This is a genomic window from Cohnella fermenti, assembly GCF_004801405.1.
GTDB lineage: Bacteria > Bacillota > Bacilli > Paenibacillales > Paenibacillaceae > Cohnella > Cohnella fermenti.
In genome coordinates this window covers 57613-78604 of record NZ_SSOB01000037.1, presented here as the reverse complement: position 1 = coordinate 78604, position 20992 = coordinate 57613, and the positions used below count along the sequence as shown (strand labels likewise).

Annotated in this window: 13 protein-coding genes; 12 read left to right on the top strand and 1 reads right to left on the bottom strand. The window is 60.8% G+C overall.

Annotated elements, in window-relative coordinates; genetic code table 11:
• Nucleotides 1-16 precede the first annotated feature (16 nt).
• Nucleotides 17-904 carry a helix-turn-helix transcriptional regulator gene (locus E6C55_RS23990; protein WP_136372358.1) on the bottom strand — a complete coding sequence of 296 codons (888 nt, stop codon included), beginning with the start codon at nt 902-904 and terminating at the stop codon, nt 17-19.
• 134 nt (nt 905-1038) lie between these two features.
• Between E6C55_RS23990 and E6C55_RS23985 the strand changes: the two genes are divergently transcribed.
• The 12 genes from E6C55_RS23985 (at nt 1039) to E6C55_RS23930 (ending at nt 20988) form a co-directional block, all read left to right on the top strand.
• Nucleotides 1039-1926, top strand: a complete 888-nt coding sequence (locus E6C55_RS23985; RefSeq protein WP_211093640.1) for a sugar phosphate isomerase/epimerase family protein — start codon at nt 1039-1041, stop codon at nt 1924-1926.
• Nucleotides 1927-2037: 111 nt separating this feature from the next.
• On the top strand, nt 2038-3069 hold the full coding sequence (locus tag E6C55_RS23980) for a Gfo/Idh/MocA family protein (RefSeq protein ID WP_136372356.1): 1032 nt from the start codon (nt 2038-2040) through the stop codon (nt 3067-3069).
• Between the two features lie 447 nt (nt 3070-3516).
• Nucleotides 3517-5184: an AraC family transcriptional regulator gene (locus E6C55_RS23975; protein ID WP_136372355.1), complete on the top strand. Its 1668-nt coding sequence runs from the start codon at nt 3517-3519 to the stop codon at nt 5182-5184.
• A 94-nt stretch (nt 5185-5278) separates the two neighbouring features.
• Complete coding sequence (locus tag E6C55_RS23970) at nt 5279-6376, top strand: ABC transporter substrate-binding protein (RefSeq protein WP_136372354.1); 1098 nt, start codon at nt 5279-5281, stop codon at nt 6374-6376.
• A 197-nt stretch (nt 6377-6573) separates the two neighbouring features.
• Entirely contained in the window at nt 6574-6990 is a 417-nt protein-coding gene (locus E6C55_RS23965) for an NfeD family protein (RefSeq protein WP_230986834.1), read from the top strand.
• Nucleotides 6991-7923 carry an SPFH domain-containing protein gene (locus tag E6C55_RS23960; RefSeq protein ID WP_136372352.1) on the top strand — a complete coding sequence of 311 codons (933 nt, stop codon included), beginning with the start codon at nt 6991-6993 and terminating at the stop codon, nt 7921-7923. It begins immediately after the preceding gene.
• Between the two features lie 800 nt (nt 7924-8723).
• Complete coding sequence (locus tag E6C55_RS23955) at nt 8724-10463, top strand: sensor histidine kinase (protein WP_168735849.1); 1740 nt, start codon at nt 8724-8726, stop codon at nt 10461-10463.
• Nucleotides 10448-12109, top strand: coding sequence for a response regulator (locus E6C55_RS23950; RefSeq protein WP_136372350.1), 1662 nt, complete (start codon nt 10448-10450; stop codon nt 12107-12109). Before E6C55_RS23955 ends, E6C55_RS23950 begins: the two co-directional genes overlap by 16 nt.
• 123 nt (nt 12110-12232) lie before the next feature.
• Nucleotides 12233-13975: an extracellular solute-binding protein gene (locus tag E6C55_RS23945; RefSeq protein ID WP_136372349.1), complete on the top strand. Its 1743-nt coding sequence runs from the start codon at nt 12233-12235 to the stop codon at nt 13973-13975.
• Between the two features lie 75 nt (nt 13976-14050).
• Nucleotides 14051-14941: an ABC transporter permease gene (locus E6C55_RS23940; protein WP_136372348.1), complete on the top strand. Its 891-nt coding sequence runs from the start codon at nt 14051-14053 to the stop codon at nt 14939-14941.
• Nucleotides 14942-14966: 25 nt separating this feature from the next.
• Nucleotides 14967-15857, top strand: coding sequence for a carbohydrate ABC transporter permease (locus E6C55_RS23935; protein WP_136372347.1), 891 nt, complete (start codon nt 14967-14969; stop codon nt 15855-15857).
• Nucleotides 15858-15876: 19 nt separating this feature from the next.
• A complete protein-coding gene (locus E6C55_RS23930; protein ID WP_136372346.1) occupies nt 15877-20988 on the top strand; it encodes a glycoside hydrolase family 99-like domain-containing protein in 5112 nt (1703 codons plus the stop codon).
• Nucleotides 20989-20992 lie beyond the last annotated feature (4 nt).

Genomic DNA, 20992 nt, shown 5'->3' with positions numbered 1-20992 from the left:
CTTGTTGCGCGTATCGTCAGCGACCCCTTGCCTGTGATGGCGTGGTGCCCATGTGCCGCTTGAACAGCTTTGTAAAATAGTTCGAGTTGCCGCAGCCGACCCGTTCGGCGATCTCGGTTATGCTGAGGTCGGTGTCCCGCAGCAGCCGCTCCGCTTCGTTCATCCGGTGCCGGTTGACGTAATCGACGAACGTGCGGCCGGTCATTTTTTTGAACAATTTGCAGAAGTGGTACGGGTTGAGATTGACCTGACGGGCGGCGTCTTCGACGGAGATGCGCTCGTCGTAATGCTCCTCGACGTATCGCAGCAGCGGCTTGAACCGCTCCGTTCCGCGGACGGGGGCCGCAGCCGAATCGTCGGCCGCCAACGGCGAAGGATGCTGCCGCGCCAAATAGGCGAACAGCAAGATCAGGTACGACTTGATGGTGAGCTCGTAGCCGCGCTGCCGGCCTTCGAACTCTTCGATGGCGCGTTCCACGCATTCGCGGATCGGGCCGCCTGCCTCGCCGCGCTTCGCGATATGGACGGGGAACCGGGCTTGCCCCGTCGCATAGGGGGCGAGCAGTCTTGCGTGCAGCCGGTCGTGCGCGGAGCTCTCCAGCATCGAGCCGTTGAAGACGAGCGCGAAGAACTCGATCGGTTCGTCCGTGGCTGCGTAGCCGACATGAAGCCCGCCGGAAGGGACGAGCAGAATGTCGCCGGGTTTGGTGTCGTAGGGGCGGCTCTCGATATGGAAGACGGCCTCCCCCTTCAGCATGACGATCAGCTCGAAGTGGACGTGCCAGTGCATCCATAACACCTGCTGGCCCGCCCGGACGGGGGCGGCCCGGTTCCGGAAACAGTAGAAGGGGTATTCCTCGCCGTGGAATTGCGTATTCTCCCACAGCTCGCGCGGGTACGTCATACGTTGTCCTCCTCCGCCGTTATCCGCAAGATCGCACCCATAATCCACAAGATTGGATAGGGATAGAGCGCTATCGTCAAGCTATAATCGGGTTGTATTCAACAATATAGCGCAAGATAGGAGTGTCGGCAATGGTGAGTCAGCTTCTTAGAATAGGTACGCTGGTCGGCGGAGGAGACGCGGTCCGGGTCATTCCGCAGATTGCGAAGCATGGATTCGAGTCGTATCAACTGACATTCTGGCAGACGACCGGCGGCATCGACCTCGTCGAGACGGCCAAGCGGGCGAAGGCCATCGCGGAGGAGAACGGCGCGATCGTCTCGAGCTTGAGCGTATTCGGCAATCCGCTCACCGGCACAGGCGACAACGCGGACACGCTCGCAAGCTGGGAGCGGCTGATCGACCATGCGCATCTGTTCGGCGCCGATCTGGTGACCGGATTTACGGGGCGGCTGACCGATCGCCCGATCGACGAATCGATTCCGAAGTTCAAGGAAGTGTTCGGCGAATTGGTGCGACGCGCTGCCGACAAGGGCGTGCGAATCGCGTTCGAGAATTGCGACATGGGCGGCACCTGGACGCGGGGCGACTGGAACATCGCGCACAACCCGACCGCCTGGGAGCTGATGTTCGACGCCGTTCCGGCCGACAATATCGGGCTGGAGTGGGAGCCGTGCCATCAGATGGTCAGCCTGATCGACCCGCTGCCGCAGCTTCGCAAGTGGGTGGGCAAGGTGTTCCACGTGCACGGCAAGGACGCAACGATCGCCTGGGACATCGTGAAGGAGAACGGCATTCACGGCCCGAAGGAGTTCGTCTGGCACCGCACGCCGGGCTTCGGCGATACGAACTGGACGGATCTTATTACGATTCTGCGCCAGGCGGGTTACCGCGGGACGATCGACATCGAAGGCTGGCACGATCCGGTGTATCGCGATGAACTGGAGATGACCGGGCAGGTGCACGCGCTGAATTATTTGAAGCGCTGCCGCGGCGGCGACTTCGTTCCGAATCCGGTGTGAGGCTCGGAAGGCGATCGCGGGAGGAAGGCGGGAAGAACGCTGGAAGAACGCTGGAAGAACGCGTAAGAAGCGTTTGAACATAATCTTATTGACGGGAGTGGAGGGGCCGCTATGACAACGTACCGAATCGCCGTCGCCGGCTGCGGCGGCATGGCAAGAACGTGGGTGGAATACGCGATCGCGCGGGAGGATGCGGAGATCGTGGCGCTGGTCGACGTCCGGCGGGAGGCCGCGGCGGCGATGGCGCAGCAGTACGGGCTCGCGTGCGGCACGTACACCGATCTTGGCGAAGCGATCGCCGAGTCCGGCGCCAATCTGGTGTTCGATGTGACGATTCCGGCGACGCACCATACGATCGGCAGGACGGCGATGGAAGCGGGCTGCCGCGTGCTTGGCGAGAAGCCGATGGCGGCGACGATGGCCGAGGCGCGCGACCTGATCGCCGTCTCCGAGCGGACGGGCCGGTCGCTCGCCGTTATGCAGAACCGCCGCTATGATGCGAATATCCGGGCGCTGCGGGGATTGATCGCGGGCGGGACGATCGGCCGGGTCGGCTTTGCCTCCGCAGACTTCTTCATCGGGGCGCACTTCGGCGGCTTCCGCGACGCGATGGAGAGCCCGCTCATTCTCGACATGGCGATCCACACGTTCGATCAGGCCCGGTTCATCACCGGCGCCGATCCGGTGAGCGTCTACTGCCACGAATTCAACCCGCCCGGCTCGTGGTACGAGGGCAATGCCGCTGCCGTATGCATCTTCGAGATGTCGGACGGCAGCGTGTTCAACTACCGCGGCTCGTGGTGCGCGGAAGGGGCGCCGACGTCATGGGAAGCGTCGTGGCGCATTAATGGAGAGCGAGGAACGGCGATCTGGGACGGAGCTTCGGCACCATACGCGGAGGTCGTTAAGGCCGGAGATCAGGAGGGCAAGTTCATCCGCGATTGCGAGCGGACGGACGCCGCCCTCGAGTGGAGCGGCCGCTCGGGCCATCACGGCTGCCTGGACGAGATGTTCGCCGCCCTGACGGAGGGGCGCCGCGCCGAGACGGACGGCCGCGACAACATTCGCAGCATGGCGATGGTGCTGGGGGCGATCGAGAGCGCCCGCATCGGGCGCAAGGTGCGGATCGAGGAACTGATCTAGCGCCGGGGCGGCCGGAGAGAAGCAGGGCGGCAGACCTGACGGCCGCCCCCTGCCGACCGGACATGAGCAAGACGGGTCCCCCGCAGACTGACATCGGCAAGACGGTGTCGGGTTTGCGGGGGCTTTTGGCATACAACGGTATACGATCCGGTGCTCGTCGCCGTCGTTGCCTCCAGGCGCTTGCGAGGGGGGGGCACGTTAGTTGCCCGCCAGATTATTCCCTCTGGCGGCATTAGGTCTCTTCTCCCTTTCGTTCAGGATAAGGATGTGCAAGGGGGATGGGCTGACCTGAGACCAAAGGGCATGATCGGCAGGCGGAGGTTCCTGATCCAAGGGGACACGCCAAAGTATGGTCGGTTCTGATACGATATCGTTTGACGGGATTGTGGTGAGAATTATTATCATTTATGATGGACTTATCATTATTGCGCAGGTGGGGAACTGTACATGTCAACCAACACGGTTAAGCCATATCGAAGCAGCCGGGACGAGCCGAACGAATCCTTCCCGAACGAATCCTTCCTCAATGATTCCTTCCTGAACGAGTCATGGGTCAAGCTCTCTCATGTCGAGAAGGTGGATTACAGCGGTCAGGAATGGGTGTTCCGCAAGGATCAGTTGGAGCGTCGCCGGATTGTGATCTGCCTGGGGCCATGCCGGGTTATCGTGGACGGGGTTCGGATCTATGCCGCATCCGGCACCGTAATCGCCTGCGAGCCGCGACAATGGGTAGAGACGGGCGGGCCGTCGAAGGAACCTCAGGCGATGTACTTCCTGGAATTCGAGCAGGGACGGGTTGCGGACGGGGAGACGGCTCCGGACACGGACGAGATCGTGAGCCTCCGAATGAATGAGTGCCGAATTCATGCCTCCGTTCGCCTGGGCCATCAGATTCACCTGTATTGGGAGCGATCCGCAACGGCCGACCGCATGCGGGCTCAAGCCGTCTTCTGCGAATTGCTGGCGCTGCTGGTCGAATATCGGGAGCACGGCGATTCGGAAGCGCCGGATGTGGTCAAGCGCGAGATCGATTGCCGCTATGCGGACAATCTTCCGGTCGACGAGTTGGCCGCTCTGACGGGGGTCAGCAGATATCAACTGATGCGCGGGTTCAAGGAACGCTATGGCAAGAGCATCGTCGAATACATTACGGAAGTGCGGCTGCTGCATGCCAAACGTCTTATGCAAGAGAGCAAGCTATCGGCGGGCGAGATCGCGGAACGGGTCGGCTTCCGGAGCGAGCAGTACTTCCGAACGGTGTTCAAGAAGGAAGTCGGCATTGCCCCCGCCGTCTATCTTCGCAACCGCAGCCGCAAGGTGGCCGCCTACAGTTGGCCGATCCTTGGCATCCTGCTGCCGCTTCAAGTCGTGCCGCACGCGGCTCCGATCGATCATTACTGGACCGACGAATTCAGCCGCAAGTACAGCAGCGACATCGCGATTCCGCTCGGCCATCATTATGAATTCAACCGCCGCGCCCTGCGGCAGTTGATGCCGGATTGCATCATCGGCCTGGACTGCACGATCACGCCCGAAGAGGCGGCCCTGCTTGAAGAGATCGCGCCGGTTCTGCTTCTTCCATGGATGGAGGCGGGATGGCGGCAGCATCTGCGGATGGCGGCCGACTTCTTGGGAATGGCCGAGGACGCGGCAGCCTGGCTCGGGCGGTACGAGCAGAAGGCGGCCGCCCTTCGCGAGCGGGCCCGCGATGCCATGGGCGATCAGAAGGTGCTGGTCGTCAAAGTAGCGGGCAACGAATTGCAAATATGGGGGCGCAAAGCGATGACGGTTCTCTATGACGACTTGGGGCTGATTCCGTCGCGCCTGACGCAGGACATCGACTGGTACGAGCCTGTTGAGCCCGACCGTCTGGCTCTCTGCGACGAGGACTGCCGGTTCATCGTCAGCGTGAACGGCGATTCCCACTCGCAGGCCCGCTGGAGGAAGCTGCAGGCGGACAACCGCTGGACCGGGCTGAGGCAGGTCCGGGAGCAAGCCGTTCATTTTCTTCCCGGGCATCAGGCTTGGGTATATCCTTGGCTTGAGAATTCGGCGCTTCATCAGGAACGATTGCTCGATCGCATCGCCTATTCGATTTTGTGCGGAGAGTCGTAAACATTGCGCATGATCGTGGATATACAGAACCGGGACCGTTCGCTATACTCGAAATTAATGATAATGATTATCAATTTCTGGAGGCTAACGGTACATGAGAAGCTGCAAATCAAAGGTCGCGCATTCAAATAAAGGGCAAGGGAGGGGGCGCGCTTACGGCATTCTGCCTTGGCTCGCCTTGCTCTCGCTGATGCTGATTGTCGGAGCCTGCGGAACGAACAACGGTCCGAGCGATGCTTCGGAAGCCGCTTCGACGACGGAACAGGCTTCGGCGCCCAATGCCGATCCGGCGACGACACCGGCGGACAGCGGCAGCGAGCAGGCGGAAGCGACGATCAAGCACGATTACGGCGAGACGACGATACCGGCCAACCCCAAGCGCATCGTGTCGATCGGGATGGAAGACATGCTGCTCTCGCTCGATGTGCCGCTTGTTCAGGCCTTCAGCACGGACGGCTATTACCTGGATGCGCAAATCAAAGAGAAGGGGATTCCGATCAACAGCTCCTTCGACATCAATCTGGAGGCGATTGCGGCTGCAGCTCCCGATCTGATCATCATGAATACCTATATGACGGATCAAGCCGGATACGAACAGATTAGCAAAATCGCGCCAACGATCGCTTTTATCCGGGATAACTGGCAGTCGGTCATCGTGGATATCGGCAGGGCGCTGGGCAAGGAGGATGCGGCGCAGAGCGTGCTCCAGTCGTATCGGGACCAAGTCGAGCAAGCCAAGGCATCGATCGTACAGGCTGTCGGCGAAGGGAAAACAGTCGCCTTCATTCGTCCGTCAACGAAGGATGTGGAATTGGACTTCCCGGAATGGACTTGGACAGCCGCGCTGTATAACGATCTCGGTCTGAGTCCGGACCCGAAGGTGCTGGAGTTCCAGCAGAGCAGCGCGGATGATTGGGGAGGCACGATGCTGTCTCTGGAGAAGCTTCCGGAGCTGACGGCCGACTATCTGTTCATGGACTACGGATCGTCCATGGCTTCCGAATCCGACTTCCAGCAGGAGGTCGCCAAATCGTCCGAGGTAGAGAAAATGAACGTATGGAAGGCGATTCCCGCAGTTGCGCAAGGGCATGCGTTCAAGGTATCCGCTCGTCATTGGGCATTGAACGGTCCGATCGCCGACGGGATGAAGATCGACGATGTCGTGCAGACGTTGACGGCAATCAAGCAATAAATAAACCGCAACCAAACAGCGACCTGCACGGAGTTTATCCTGCGGGTCGTTTTTGTTGTGGGAATGATCGGCAGGGAAGGAGCGTATATATGCCACAAGGCATGTTGGTTGTCCGAGATTGTTAGACAGAATTCGCGCTCGATGTGCTACAATTGAAGAAAAGGCGGTGATTCCCAATAGACGCGTACATTCTCTGGTTGATCGTCGGGTTCGTGCTTCTGATCGCGGAGATACTGTCGCTGACCTTCTTCCTGCTGTGGCTGGCTCTCGGAGCTTTCGCCGGAGCGATCGCGGCATGGCTGGCGCCGGACTCCTTCCTTATCCAGGCGCTCGCGGGCGTTGTCGTGGCGGGCGTTCTGACGGTGTTCACGCGGCCGCTCACCCGCAAGCTGCGCAAGTCCGGCAAGGGATACGAGGATGCCATCGACCGGCTTGTCGGTCAGCAGGGCATCGTCATCGAAGACATCGACGCGGGCAAGACCGGCATCGTCAAGGTGGGCGGCGAGACGTGGAGCGCAACTTCGGACGAACCGCTGCGCAAGGATGATACCGTTATCATAATCCGAAGAGGAACCGCGCAAGTCGAAGTGCAAAAATGGGGAGGGACTCGCTAGGTGGGTATCGTTATTGTCGTATTGATTCTTCTGCTGGCCGTCATATTTATCGGCTTCTCGCTCAAGATCGTGCCTCAACAGAAGGTGGGAGTCGTCGAGCGTCTCGGCAAGTACAATAGGCTGCTCACGCCGGGCGTCAACATTCTCGTTCCGTTTATCGACTACGTTCGCGTGAACCACGATCTGCGCATCCAGCAGGCGCATGTGCCGCCGCAGACGGTCATCACGAAGGACAACGTCCAGGTTCAGATCGACACGATTATTTTCTACCAGGTCGTCGCTCCGGAGCAGGCTACATACGGAATCTCCGACTACGTGTCCGGCGTGCGGAACATCACGACGGCGACCATGCGGCAGATTATCGGCAAGATGGAGCTCGACGAGACGCTGTCCGGCCGGGAGAAGATCTCGATCGACATCCGGCTGGCGCTGGATGAAGCGACGGAGAAGTGGGGCGTGCGGATCGAGCGCGTCGAGGTCATCGACATCAAGCCGCCGACCGACATCCAGGACGCGATGGATAAGCAGATGAAGGCCGAGCGCAGCAAGCGGGCGATCGTGCTGGAGGCCGAAGCGGCCAAGCAGGACATGATCCTGCGCGCGGAAGGCGACAAGCAGAGCAAGATTCTGAAGGCCGAGGGCGACAAGGAAGCGCGCATTCGCGAGGCGGAAGGGCTTCGCCAGGCGCAGGAGCTCGAGGCGCTCGGCCAGGCGAAGGCGATTCAGGCGATCGCGGAAGCCGAGAAGATGCGGGTCGAGCTGCTCGCATCGGCCGGGCTGGACGAGAAGGTGCTGGCGTACAAGTCGTTCGAGGCGCTGACCGAGATCTCGAAGGGGGCGGCCAACAAGATTTTCCTGCCGTCGAACGCGGTGGAGGCGCTCGGCAGCGTCGGCGCGCTAAGCGAAGTGTTCAAGCAGGCGAAGGGCAACTAAGAGGAAGCACAACGAAGAGGAAGTGCAACGAAGAGGAAGTGCAACGGAAGCAAGGCGGAGGAGGGCGTCCCGAGGGGGCGTCCTCTTTATGTGCATGCAAGAATTTATAAGTTTTGGCGCAGCTCTTTTTGAATCGTGCGGGAAGGGGGGCCGGACATCTCGCCGGACTCGCCGGATAGAGGAATTTATGTGAAATTCCACATTCGAGCGTCGCGATAACGGGCAGGTTGGACGATTCTATGTGAGAAATAGCCTATATAGAGAAAATACCGGCTCCCGTTGCCGCATGTAGGCTAAAAATCACATAAAACGCCGAGGTAGCGGCTCATTCAAACCGATGAATGTGAAAAACCACATAAAATCGCAAAAGTCGGCGGACCGGAGGTGCGAACAGCGTTGGGGGGAACGGTCAGGGCGCGATGTCTCGACCGTCATCCTTATGCGAAAAACCGCTATGACAGCCCGAACGGTTGTCCCCCTGCCATATGGACTCACGGAGCGGGAGAGGAGCGCCGCGCACAACGCACAGAGATCCAGAAGAGGCCTAAGCGCCCAGAAGGGGGATAGCGTCCCCTCTGTCTCGCCTCACAGCGACATGCCGACCCAGGGCCCGCCCGCCGTCGCGCCGGATTCCGGAGATCTATGTGAAAAACCAGAAAAACCGCATAAAATCGCATAAAATCGCAAAAGCCATCACACTCAAAAATCGGCGAGCGTCAAGTCGAGAAAAGTCAGTGGAAACGGTCGCGATAAGTCAGCCCCCGGTCATGGTACAATCGGAGCAGACGGGAGGGAAGGGCATGCGCCGGTTCAACATCTATCCTCGATTGCTCCTTTACTTCATGATCGTGCTGCTTCCGATCGTGGCGATCAGCTATGCCATGAATATCGCCGGAGAGAAGCGCCTGTACAACAATATGTCCGAGTCGCTCGCTTCCCGCGTTCACTTCTATTTAAGCTCGTACGACAAGGAAGTCGAGCGCGTCGTACAGCTCCAGCAGCAATATATGTTCGACGACGATATCCAGAACCTGAGCTCGTCCTCCATTATCATGAGCGACGACGAGCGCAGGGTGGCCGTGCTGGACATTCAGAAGAAGCTGCAGATGTTCAAGAACGCCAGCCTGTTCGTCGAGGAGGCGACCTTCTACATTCCCCCGGTGGGCAAGGTCATCTCGTCCGGCTCCATCCGTTACAGCCTCTCCGAGTCCGATTGGGAGCTGGTGCCGCACCTGTACAACCAGACGGGGGCGATCCAGGTGTGGGGCGACAAGCTTATGATTGGCCAGGCTTACCCGCTCCACTCCTACTCCGATCAGCCGCCCAACTTCTGGTTCGTCGTGACGCTCTCCCGCGAGGCGCTGGCCTCTTCCATCCGCCAGATCGTCTCCAGCGACAACAGCGCTGCCGCCCTGTTCGACAATGAAGGAGACTGGACAATCGAAGACGACCCGGGTGCCGGTCCCGACGTGGCGGCCGTGCGGTGGGCGGAGCTTGCCAAGGAGGAGAAGGAGGCCGCCCGCTATCGCGGCGAGATCGGCGGACGGGACACGTTCGTCGTCTACGAGCGGTCGCAGCGATCGGGCACAACGCTTGGCCTGCTGCTTCCGATCGAAGAGGGATTCGGCTCGCTGTCGTTTTTCCGCGTGCTGTTCTGGGCGCTTACCATCGCTGCGGTCGGCTTGGTCGCCTTGTTCTCCTACTGGATCTACCAATCGATCCATAAGCCCGTTCGCCATCTGGTCGGCGCCTTCCGCAAGCTGGAGACGGGCTACTTCAACGTCTCGCTGAAGCATCGGCATCGCGACGAATTCGAATATTTGTACCGCCAGTTCAACAAGATGGCCGAACGGCTGCGCGAGCTGATCCGCGACGTGTACGAGCAGACAATAAGGTCGCAGAAGGCCGAGCTGAAGCAGCTGCAATCGCAGATCAACCCTCATTTTCTATACAATACGTTCTATCTGCTCAACCGGATGGTGCAGCTTGGCGACGAGGACCATCTGAAGCTGTACACCCGTTACCTCGGAGACTACTTCCAGTACATCACCCGCAATACGGCGGATTCGGCGCTTCTGTCCGAGGAGCTTCGCCATGTGACGGCCTTCGTGAACATCCAACGCATGCGGTTCTCCCATCTGGAGGCGGAGCTTCCGGAGCTGCCGCCGGCCTGTGCCGCCCTTGTCGTGCCGCGCCTGTGCCTGCAGCCCATTGTCGAGAACGCTTACGAGCATGCACTCGAGGACCTGGCGGAGTCGGGACTGCTCCGAATCGGCTTCGAGCGAGAGGAAGGGCGTCTTATCGTACGGGTGGAAAATAGCGGGGAGATGACGGACGACACGTTAAGCGGAATGCGGACCAAGCTGATGGCCGAAGAAGGCGCGATGGAGATTACCGGCATGCTCAACGTGCACCGCCGGCTGCGGCTGTTCTTCGGAGAGCGTTCCGGCTTGCGGCTGTCCCGCTCGCCGCTCGGCGGCCTGAGAGTCGAATTGCTGATCGTCATGCCCAAGGAGGACAAGCCATGTATCGATTGCTGATTGTAGACAACGAGACGTATGTCGTCGACGGGCTGGTGGAGTATCTGTCGACTCAGGAGCTGGACCTGGAGGTGCTCGGCGTCTATTCCGCGGCGGAAGCGCTGGCTTGGCTGAATCGGGCGAAGATCGACATTCTGCTGTCCGATATCCGCATGCCCGCGATGGACGGTCTGCAGCTCCAGCAGGAGACGATGCGGCGCTGGCCTCGCTGCAAGGTGATTTTCCTATCCGGGTACAACGACTTCGCTTACGTGCAAGAGGCGATGAGGCAAGGCTCGGTCGATTACATTCTGAAGACGGAAGGCGACGACGCGATTGTGGCGGCCATTCGCCAGGCATTGGCGCGGATCGAGGACGAGATGGCGGCGGACAGCCTGCTCAGCGGCGCCAAGAAGCGCATGAAGAACGCGCTGACGCTGATGCAGAAGGATTATATGCTCAGGCTCCTGTCCGGCGACCGGGCGGCGCTGCGCAGCGTCACCCGGCAATTCGCCGAGCTCGAGCTGCCGCTCGACCCGAATCTGCCCGTGCTGCCCGCTCTCGTCAAGATCGACGAATGGGACCGGCAGCTCGGACCGTCCGATCGGCATCTTCTGCAATATGCCGTGCAGAATGTCGCCGAAGAATACTTGCGCATGTCCACGGTTCCGTTCTCGTTCACATACGATTGGTCGCGCATCGTCTGGCTGCTGCAGCCCAACGGGCTGCACAGCCTCGACCTGTCGGCTCCGGATTCCGACGCGTGGAAGCTGACAAGCCGCTTCGCGCACGGCATGTTCGAGTGCATCCAGTCCACCTGCAAGGAGCTGCTGAAGCTGTCCGTCTCGATCGCCGTGTCCGCCAAGCCGGTAACCTGGAGCGGGCTCGAGAGCCAATTCGAGCGGCTGCGGACAAGGCTCGGACGGAACATCGGGAGCAAGCAGCAGCTTGTGCTCGACGAAGGGAGCGACGAGGGCGCCGCCGCCGCGCTTCCCGATTACGGCAGCCTGCTGCGCAAGTGCGAGCTGCTCGAATACTACCTCGAGAACGACCTGCGGGACGAATTCATGCAGATGACGGCGGCTCTGCTGCGCTCCGCCGGGGAAGACCTGCCGGCGGAGCGCATGTACTATTCGCTCGTCCCGATCTTCCTGGGCGCGCTCGGCGCCGAGCGGGTTCGCCCGGAGGCGGAGAGCCGGGCCGATCTGTCGCTGCTCACCCGGCTGGATCTGCACCGCGACTGGAGCGCCGCATCGGAATATCTGCTGGAGCTGGCCGAAGCGATCTTCGACGTGCGGGTGAAGGAGCCGGACAACGAGCGAACGGAGCTGATCCGGCGCATCCACGCGTACATCGGGCTGCATCTGGCGGAGGACCTGTCGCTGACGCGCATCGCCGATGTCGTCGGGCACAGCCCCGGCTACCTGTCCCGCCTGTACAAGAGCCAGACGGGACAGGGCTTGTCGGAGCACGTCAGCGAGTCGCGCCTGAACCGGACGAAGGAGCTGCTCGCCCAGCGGCACTACCGGATTCCGGACATCATGAAGGCGACCGGCTTCGTGTCGGAGCATTACTTCTACCGCTTCTTCAAGAAGGCGACCCGCATGACGCCGCTCGAGTACCGCAATCGCGCGCTGGAGGGCAAGGGAGAACCGCCGATCGCGTGAGAAGTCAGTCGAACGGGTCGCGAACGGACAGTAGAAGCGCGGCCGGCGCCGCTTCTATAATGGGAGCGAGAGCCGGACGAAAGCGCGCTCGCTCCGCTCATACCATTCGAGGGGGATTCCAGCATGAGAAGAAAGAGCATCGCCTTGCTGCTTGGTTTGCTTGTGACGGCCATGTCGGCAAGCGCGTGCAGCCAGAACGGGGGAGAGGCGAGTCCGAGCAGCAGCTCCGCATCGCCTTCCGCTTCCGAGACAAGCGCGGCCTCGCCCAGCGCAGCATCACCGAGCGCAGAGCCGACGGACGGCCCGCTGACGAAGTACGGGACTCCCATCAATGTCAGTCTGCTCAACAAGTTCAACAGCAACATCTCCGACAAGCTGGCTCCGGGCGACACGATCGAGAGCAACATATGGACTCGATCGATCGCGGAAGACCTTGGCATCAACATTACGTATCCTTGGGTTGTCGCCAACGAGCAATACGTAGACAAGCTGAACGTCACGCTCGCTTCGGGCAGCCTGCCCGACATCATGCTGGTGCACGATCAGCAATTCAAGCAATTGAGCGATGCGGGTCTGCTGGCGGACCTGACCGATGTGTTCGACAAGTACGCGACCGACCTCGTCAAGAGCGACCTCGGCTCGCTGAACGGTATTTTCCTCAAGGCGGCTTCCGTAGACGGCAAGCAGCTCGGCCTGCCGCTCATCACCGACCCGACGGCGGAAGCCCGGGTGCTGTGGGTCCGCATGGACTGGCTGGAGAAGCTCGGCCTGCCGGAGCCGCAGACGATGGACGATGTCATCGCGATCGCCAAGGCGTTCGCGAACGACGATCCGGACGGCGACGGCAAGCAGGACACCTACGGGCTGGCCCTCAATAAAGACCTGTTCGGCGGCTTCCCGGACATCAACGGCTTCTTCAACGGCTATCATGCCTATTCGAATTCCTGGGGCGACGCATTCTGGTACGACGACGGCTCCGGCAAGCTGGTCAACGGCTCGGTGCAGCCGGAGACCAAGACGGCGCTCGGCAAGCTGCAGGAGCTGTACAAGGCTGGCGCGATCGACCGCGAGTTCGGCACGAAGGACGGCGGCATGGTCACGGAGGATGTTGCCTCCGGCAAGCTCGGCCTGTGGTACGGCGATTATTGGAACTTCGTCACTCCGATTCAGACGGCGGTTGTCAATGATCCGAATGCGAAGTTCAAGGCGTTCAGCCTGCCTTCCGCGGACGGAGAGCCGGCGAAGGCGTCCGTGACGTTCCCGCTGACAGGCTATTGGGTCGTCAAGAAGGACTTCGAGCATCCGGAAGCGCTGATTAAGCTCGTCAATTATTACTACGAGAAGAAATACGGCGCGGAAGGCAAGGGCAACACGCCGGACAATCAACAGACGTTCTTCTCCTCCGCGGACGGGAAGATCAAGTCCTCCTACGTAGCGCCTGTATGGATCTCCGGCACGCTCGATCCGAAGACGCTGTCCGTGATCGACGCGATCAAGAAGAACGATCCGTCCGGTCTGAACGAGTCCTATAGAACGGACTACGACAACTATATCAAGGGCAAGGAAGGCGATGCGTCGCACTACGGCGACTTCCAGAACTATGACCCGGACATCTCCCCGCAGCTTACGCGCCGGGCGTACGCCGATCAGAACCGCCTTGTCGTCAACGCCTTCTACGGGCCGCTGACGAAGACGATGGAGAGCAGCAACGACGCGCTCAAGAAGCTGCAGATGGAGACGTTCACCCGCATCATCATGGGAAGCGTATCGATCGACGAATTCGACAAGTACGTGGAGAACTGGAACAAGCTCGGCGGCGACAAGATTACGGAAGAGGTCAACGCCTGGTACGCAACGAACCGCTAAACCGGAGCGGAGGAGGGATCGGGCGAAGCCGCCCGGTTCCCCTCCCTGCGGAAGCGGGCGCAAGGGGGACGCGGCATGGGCCGTCTTAAACGGGAATTTCCTTACCATCTCATGATCCTGCCGGGCGTGCTGTTCGTGCTTCTGTACAGCTACGTGCCGATGGCCGGACTCGTCATCGCATTCCAGAACTTCGTGCCCGTGCTCGGCTTCTCCAAGTCCAGTTGGGCAGGCTTCGACAACTTCGTCTATATCTATCATCTGCCATCGGTCGGCCAGGTGCTGTGGAATACCTTATTCATCGCCGTCATGAAGATCGCGGCGGGACTTCTCGTTCCGATCGCCGTCGCCTTGCTTCTGAACGAGCTGCGTCTGGTCGCATTCAAGCGGACCGTGCAGACGCTTATCTATCTGCCCCACTTCCTGTCCTGGGTTATTCTTGCCGGCATTCTCTCGGATGTGCTGTCGCTCGACGGCATCGTCAATCGCCTCGTGACGGCGTTCGGCGGCGAGCCGATCTACTTCCTTGGCGACAGCCGGATCTTCCCGTTCACGCTTGTCGCGTCGGACGTCTGGAAGGAATTCGGCTTCGCCACGATCGTATACCTGGCGGCGTTGACGGGCATCGACCCGTCGCTCTATGAGGCGGCCCGCATCGACGGAGCGAATCGCTGGCGACAGACGCTGTACGTCACCTTGCCCGGCATCGTGCCGATCATCATCCTGATGGCGACGCTAAGCCTCGGCAATGTGCTGAACGCGGGCTTCGATCAAGTGTTTAATCTGTACAATCCGTCCGTTTACTCGACGGGAGACATCATCGACACGATGATTTACCGCGTCGGACTCCAGCAGAGCCAGTTCAGCGTCTCCACGGCGCTGGGCCTGTTCAAGTCGTTCGTCTCCTTCGCGCTTATCTCGATATCCTACATTCTTGCCTATCGCTTTGCGAACTACCGCATCTTCTGATCTGACATTCAAGGAGGGCGATGGAATGAAGCGTCCTTTCGCCCTGGGCGGAACGCTGTTCCGAACGGCCAATCATCTGTTTCTCGTCTTATTGTCGCTAGCCTGCGTGCTGCCGATCGTGCATGTGCTGGCCGTGTCTCTCAGCGCGCAGACGGCCGTCTCGGCCGGCGAAGTGCTGTTCAGGCCGGTAGACTTCACGGTGCAGTCGTTCGACTTCGTCGTGCACAAGCCGGAATTCTTCGTCGCGATGTCGGTGACGCTGAAGCGGGTCGCGCTTGGTCTGTCGCTGAACATGCTGCTGACGATGCTCGTCGCGTACCCGCTGTCCAAGCGCGTCGGACAATTCAAGCTTCGCACCGGGTATGCCTGGTTCTTCGTCGCGACGATGCTGTTCCACGGCGGGCTGATCCCGACCTTCCTGACCGTCAAGTACACGGGCATCATGGATTCCGTCTGGTCGCTTGTGCTGCCCGGCGCGGTTCCGGTGTTCAACGTCGTGCTGCTGCTTAACTTCTTCCGCAATCTGCCGCACGCGCTTGAGGAAGCCGCTATCGTGGACGGAGCCGGCGTCTGGACGTGCCTGTGGCGCATCTATGTGCCGCTGTCGCTTCCGGCGCTGGCCACCATCTCGTTATTCACCGTCGTCGGGCATTGGAATGCCTGGTTCGACGGACTGATCTACATGAACAGTCTGAATCATTATCCGTTGTCGAGTTATCTGCAGACCGTCATTATCCAGCAGGACCTGTCGCGCAGCGCTGTCACTCAGGACGAGATCGAGCTGTACATGAACGTGTCGGCGAAGACGATCAAGTCGGCGCAGACGTTCGTCGGCATGCTGCCGATTCTGCTCGTGTATCCGTTCCTGCAGAGGTACTTCGTGAAGGGAATTGTGATGGGCAGCGTCAAAGAATAAATTCGGGGAGCGTGCGAGCATGCGCAAGATCGTATGCGGCAAGGCGATAACCAGCATTCTGATGACCTCCGGTTTTCTCTGCTTGATTATTTACGGAATATTCTTGAATTTCGATGCGAAGCGCGCGGCCGCCGACCCGGTTGCCGCCGATCCGTACAAGGCGGAGTATCTGGTTGACGAGAACTTCTCTCTGCTGCAGAACGTGAACGGCAGCCGGCTGCCGTCCGGGTGGGATGTGCGCGATGCGGGAGGCGCGCTCGCTTCTCTCTACAACAATTACTTCTATATCGCCGACAGCAGCACTGTTCTGCCCGTATCGCTGAGCCGCGAGTTCCTCGCCTATTCCGGCAAGCTGACGCTTGAGTATCGGTTCAAGCCGCGCTCGACGTCGATCGACGGCTGGAGCTGGCGGCTGTACGAGGGGGATACGGAAGCGATCGGCATCGCGGCGCAGGGCTCCAACCTGGTCGTCGAGCGATCCGGCGGAACGACGACGCTCCAGGCTTACTCCGCCGGAACGGAATACGGCATTAAGGTCGTAGCGGATACGTCGTCGGACACGGCGGACATCTACGTGAACGGGGGGCTTGCGGCGAGCGGCGTCTCGTTCGCGAACGCGGTGTCGCAACTGGATCGCTTCGAGCTGCGGTCCGACGCTTCGCAGCAAGGGGAGATCCAGCAGCTCGGCGTTAAAATCTACAAGGGCTATGCCGTGAACGAACGGTACCTGTCGACGGTTCCGGGCGTGCTGCCCCAGGACTGGACCTACGTCAGCTCGGGCGGCAGCATCGCCGTCGTCGAGATGAAGAGCGCGACGGCGCCGGATACGTACAGCCTTAAGGTCGATTCGTCCGCCGCTGCCGGTGCCATGAGCGCGGCCAAGAGCTTGTCCGGCGTGTCGGGCAAGACAGTGTTTGAATTCAAGGCGTTCCTCCCGGACCAACGGGACGGCTTCTCGGCCGAGCTGAAGAGCGGAAGCGCCGTTCTCCTGAAGCTGAACACCTCGGACGGCCAGTGGAATTATGCGGATGCAACGGGGACGGAGGTGCCGTTCTACGATTACCAGGCGAACCTGTGGACTCACTTGAAGGCGGTCGTCGACAGCTCCTCCGGCAAGGCCGATCTGTACGTCAACGGCAAGCTGGTTGTCGACCAGGCAGCGATCGCCGTGTCGGCTTCGGAGGCGGACGGCATCGTGTTCGGCGCCGACACCTCGTCGCAGGGCGTCCTCTGGCTGGACGACATTCTCGTCTATGCCAAGCAGCCGCTGCCGACCGACTACGTGCCGGAGCCGGCGGCTTCCGCGTCGCACGACCAACTGGTCGGCGTGCAGAGCTGCCCGATCTGGCGGGAAGGCAGCCATGGCGGGTGGGATGTCATCACGTCGTTCGAGGAACGAACGCCTTACCTCGGCTATTACGACGAAGGCAATCCGGAGACGGCCGACTGGGAGAACAAGTGGATGGCGGAGAACGGCATCGACTTCCAGCTTGCCTGCTGGTTCCGGCCGACCAACGGCCAGGGCGTGCCGGTCAAGGACCCTTATCTGTCGCAATCGCTGCATGAGGGCTACTTCAATTCCGAGTACAGCGACCGGACGAAGTTCGCGATCCTGTGGGAGAACGGCGCGTCGAGCGCGGCGGACGGCACCGACTTCCGCACCAACCTGATCCCTTACTGGATCGAATACTATTTCAAAGACCCGCGCTACCTTGTCATCGACAACAAGCCCGTTTTCTCCATCTACAGCATGAGCGGGCTGACGCGCGACTTCGGCACGACCCCGGGCGCGGTCAAGGCGGAGCTGGATTACTTCCGCTGGGCCGTGCAGCAGGCGGGCTTCGACGATCTGATTCTGTTGACCGCCTACCCCGGCACCGACCCGACGTATCTCGCCAGCTTGGCTGCGGCCGGCTTCGATGCCGTCTATTCCTATTCGCTCGGGGAGGTCAGCGGGTATCCGGCCATGCAGATGAGCTACATGACCTCCCAGCGCGATGCCGATGCCATCGACGTCGTTCCCACGATCAGCATGGGCCGCGACGATACGGCATGGGGCGGCAATCCGGGTTATTATGCGACCGCCGCGGAGTTCGAGAGCACGGCGGAGTGGGTGCGCGACACGTTCGTGCCGTCGCTGCAGGCGGACAGCGTGGGCCGCGAGCTCGTCCTGCTGGACAACTGGAACGAATTCGGCGAAGGGCATTATCTGATGCCCTCGGCGCTTCACGGCTTCGACTATGTCGAGGCGATCCGGGACGTCTTCGGCGGCAGCACGGCGACGAACGCGCAGCCGACAGCCGCCCAGAAGGCGAGAATCAACGTCCTGTACCCGGCCGGACGTTCGTTGCCGGACTTGACGCCTGCCGTGCCGACTCAGACGAATCAGTTCGGCACGAGCTGGTCCTTCGACACGAACGGCGATTCCGAGGGCTGGACGCCCTTGAATCAGATCGACGACGAGACGGTGTCGGGCGGCGCCTACAGCGCAAGCTCGACGGGGAGCGACCCAGGCATCATCTCGGCGGCCGGGCTGTCGATCGACGCCGCGAACACGCCTTATATCAAGATCGGGATGAGCAGCAGCATCGCAAGCAAGGGACAGCTCTTCTTCATAACGGATGAAGATCCGAATTGGTCGGAGGCGCAGTCGATCAGCTTCTATGTGGAGCCGAATTCGTCCGGGTACAGCGAGTATGTGCTGAATACTTGGCGCAACAGCAAGTGGCGAGGGACCGTGACGCAGCTCCGGTTCGACCCGATGGCCGTTGCGGGATCGTTCGCCATCGACTTCATCGGCGCCATGAAGGCGCCAAGCACGGGCTATTCGTTGTATGTGGACGGCAATATCACGTATCCGCATGACGTTCCGTATGCGTCCGGCAGCTCGATCATGCTGTCCGTCGGCGAGACGCTGCGGCAGACGGGCGCGAAGTTCGAATGGGATGCCGCGACGTCGACGATGACGATCGTCAAGGACGGCTCCGTGTTCACCTTGACGGCGGGGCAGTCGTACGCGACGAAGAACGGGGTATCGGTCTCGCTGGAGCGGGCGCCGGAGCTGCTGGGGACGAGAGGACTCGCGGCGCCGTCGGGCTTCTTCAAGAACGTTCTGGGCTATCCGATGCTTGCGGACCCGAACGTGCCAAGAATCAATCTGTTCTCGAAGTCCAAGACGTGGACGTTCGCCACGGCCGAAGGCTGGACGGCGGCTGCGCAAATAAGCGGGCTGGCGGCATCCGGCGGTTACTTGGACGGCGTATCGACCGGGACGAAGCCGGAGCTCGTCTCGGCGGACGGACTCGGCTTCGACGCAGCGGACATCAAGCGGGTCCGCGTGACGATGCGCAACGGAACGTCGGGGACGACGGCGAAGCTGTATTACCGAACGGGCAGCGTCTCGGCCTGGACGGAGTCCGCCTCTGCCGCCGTATATGTCGTACCCGGGGATACCGCTTACCGGGAGTATGTCTTCGACACCTCCGCGCTTGCGGGCTGGACCGGCGAGCTCAAGCAGTTGAAGCTTGTTCCGGCCAACGCGACGGGCAGCTTCTCGATCGATCGGATTCAGCTTGACTTCGACGCGCTCGCGGCGGTTCCGGGCGACAACCTGATCGCCAACGGAGAGATGGAGCTCAGCTCGCCGACCTTCAGCGGGTATCAGACGAACATCTCGTTCAGCGAGGAAGCGGCCCGCTCCGGCAGCCGTTCGCTCAAGGTCGAGAAGACGAGCAATTACGCCTCAATCGCCTTCCCGGCCGCCATCGTCCCGGGCCAGCCGTTCTATTATTCGGCCTGGGTGAAGCTGTCGCCGACGGCAAGCGCGAATTCGGTGCTGCGGCTATGCCTCAGCTACAAGGCGGACGGCGTGACGAAGCAGCTCATTATCCTCACCAGCGGCAAGCTGAACGCTTCCTCCTGGACGCAAGTATCCGGAACGTACATCCTTGAGGACAGCTCGACCGCGATTACGAATATGTCGATGTTCGCGTATACGGACATTCCGGCTGCTGCGGATACGTTCTATCTGGACGATGTGGAGATTCGGCCGATTGCGTTCACGCCGGACTCGACCTGGGTGAGACCGTCTTCGGTCAGCATGTCGCCAAGCGCTTCCTTGCTTATCGTCGGCGACAAGCTGCACCTGGATGCGACTGTCGCTCCATCGGGTGCGGTGAATCGGCATCTGGTATGGAGCAGCAGCGCTCCTGCGGTGGCGACGGTGGACGAATTCGGCTATGTCCGAGCGATCGGCGCCGGAACCGCCGTTATTGCCGCTCTTGCCGAGGACGGCGGCGCGCAGGCGACATCCACCGTCATCGTTACGGCGACGGAGAGCGCTTATCCCGGCGATAATCTGCTGAGCGATCCGGGAATGGAAGCGGCGACGCCGGCTTACACCGTATATGCCGCGACCCGATCCGTCAGCACGGCGGTCTATCGTTCCGGCAGTCAGTCGCTGCTCGTGACGAAGACGGACAATTACGGCAGCATTTATCTCCCGGCAACGATCGAACGCGACAAGGCTTATCGCTATGCGATCTGGGCGAAGCTGGCTCCCGATTCGAACCCTGGCACCGTGCTGCGCCTCTGTCTGACTTACAAGGTGAACGGCGTCTCCAAGCAGATCATTCTGTTCACCAGCGACACATTGAGCGCAACCGAGTGGAAGCAGGTGTCCGGCGTCTATACGATCACGGACAGCGGCACGATTACGAACACGTCGATGTTCATATACACCGATCTGCCGGCGGCGCAAGGGAGCTTCTACATCGACGACGCCGAGATTCGGCCGATGCTGCTGAACGGACAGTCGATCGAAGCGGCGACCGGCGTTCCGGCCGTTCCTGCGCTGTCGCACGACAACGGCGAGGACAATGGCCTGGACGACGGCGACTACACGGTGACGATGAACGTCTCGTCGGACAACAATGCGCGCCTGTATCGGCTCTACGAGAACGGCAAGCTGATCGACACGCAGGTGCTGGACGACAACTCGCCTGCGGCGCAGCAGGCCAGCACGAAGATTGCCGGTCGGGCCAATGGCGTCTACCAATACCGCGCGGAGCTGTTGAACGCATTCGGCAAGACCGAGAGCTCCCTGATGACGGTAACGGTGACGGACGCATAACCGG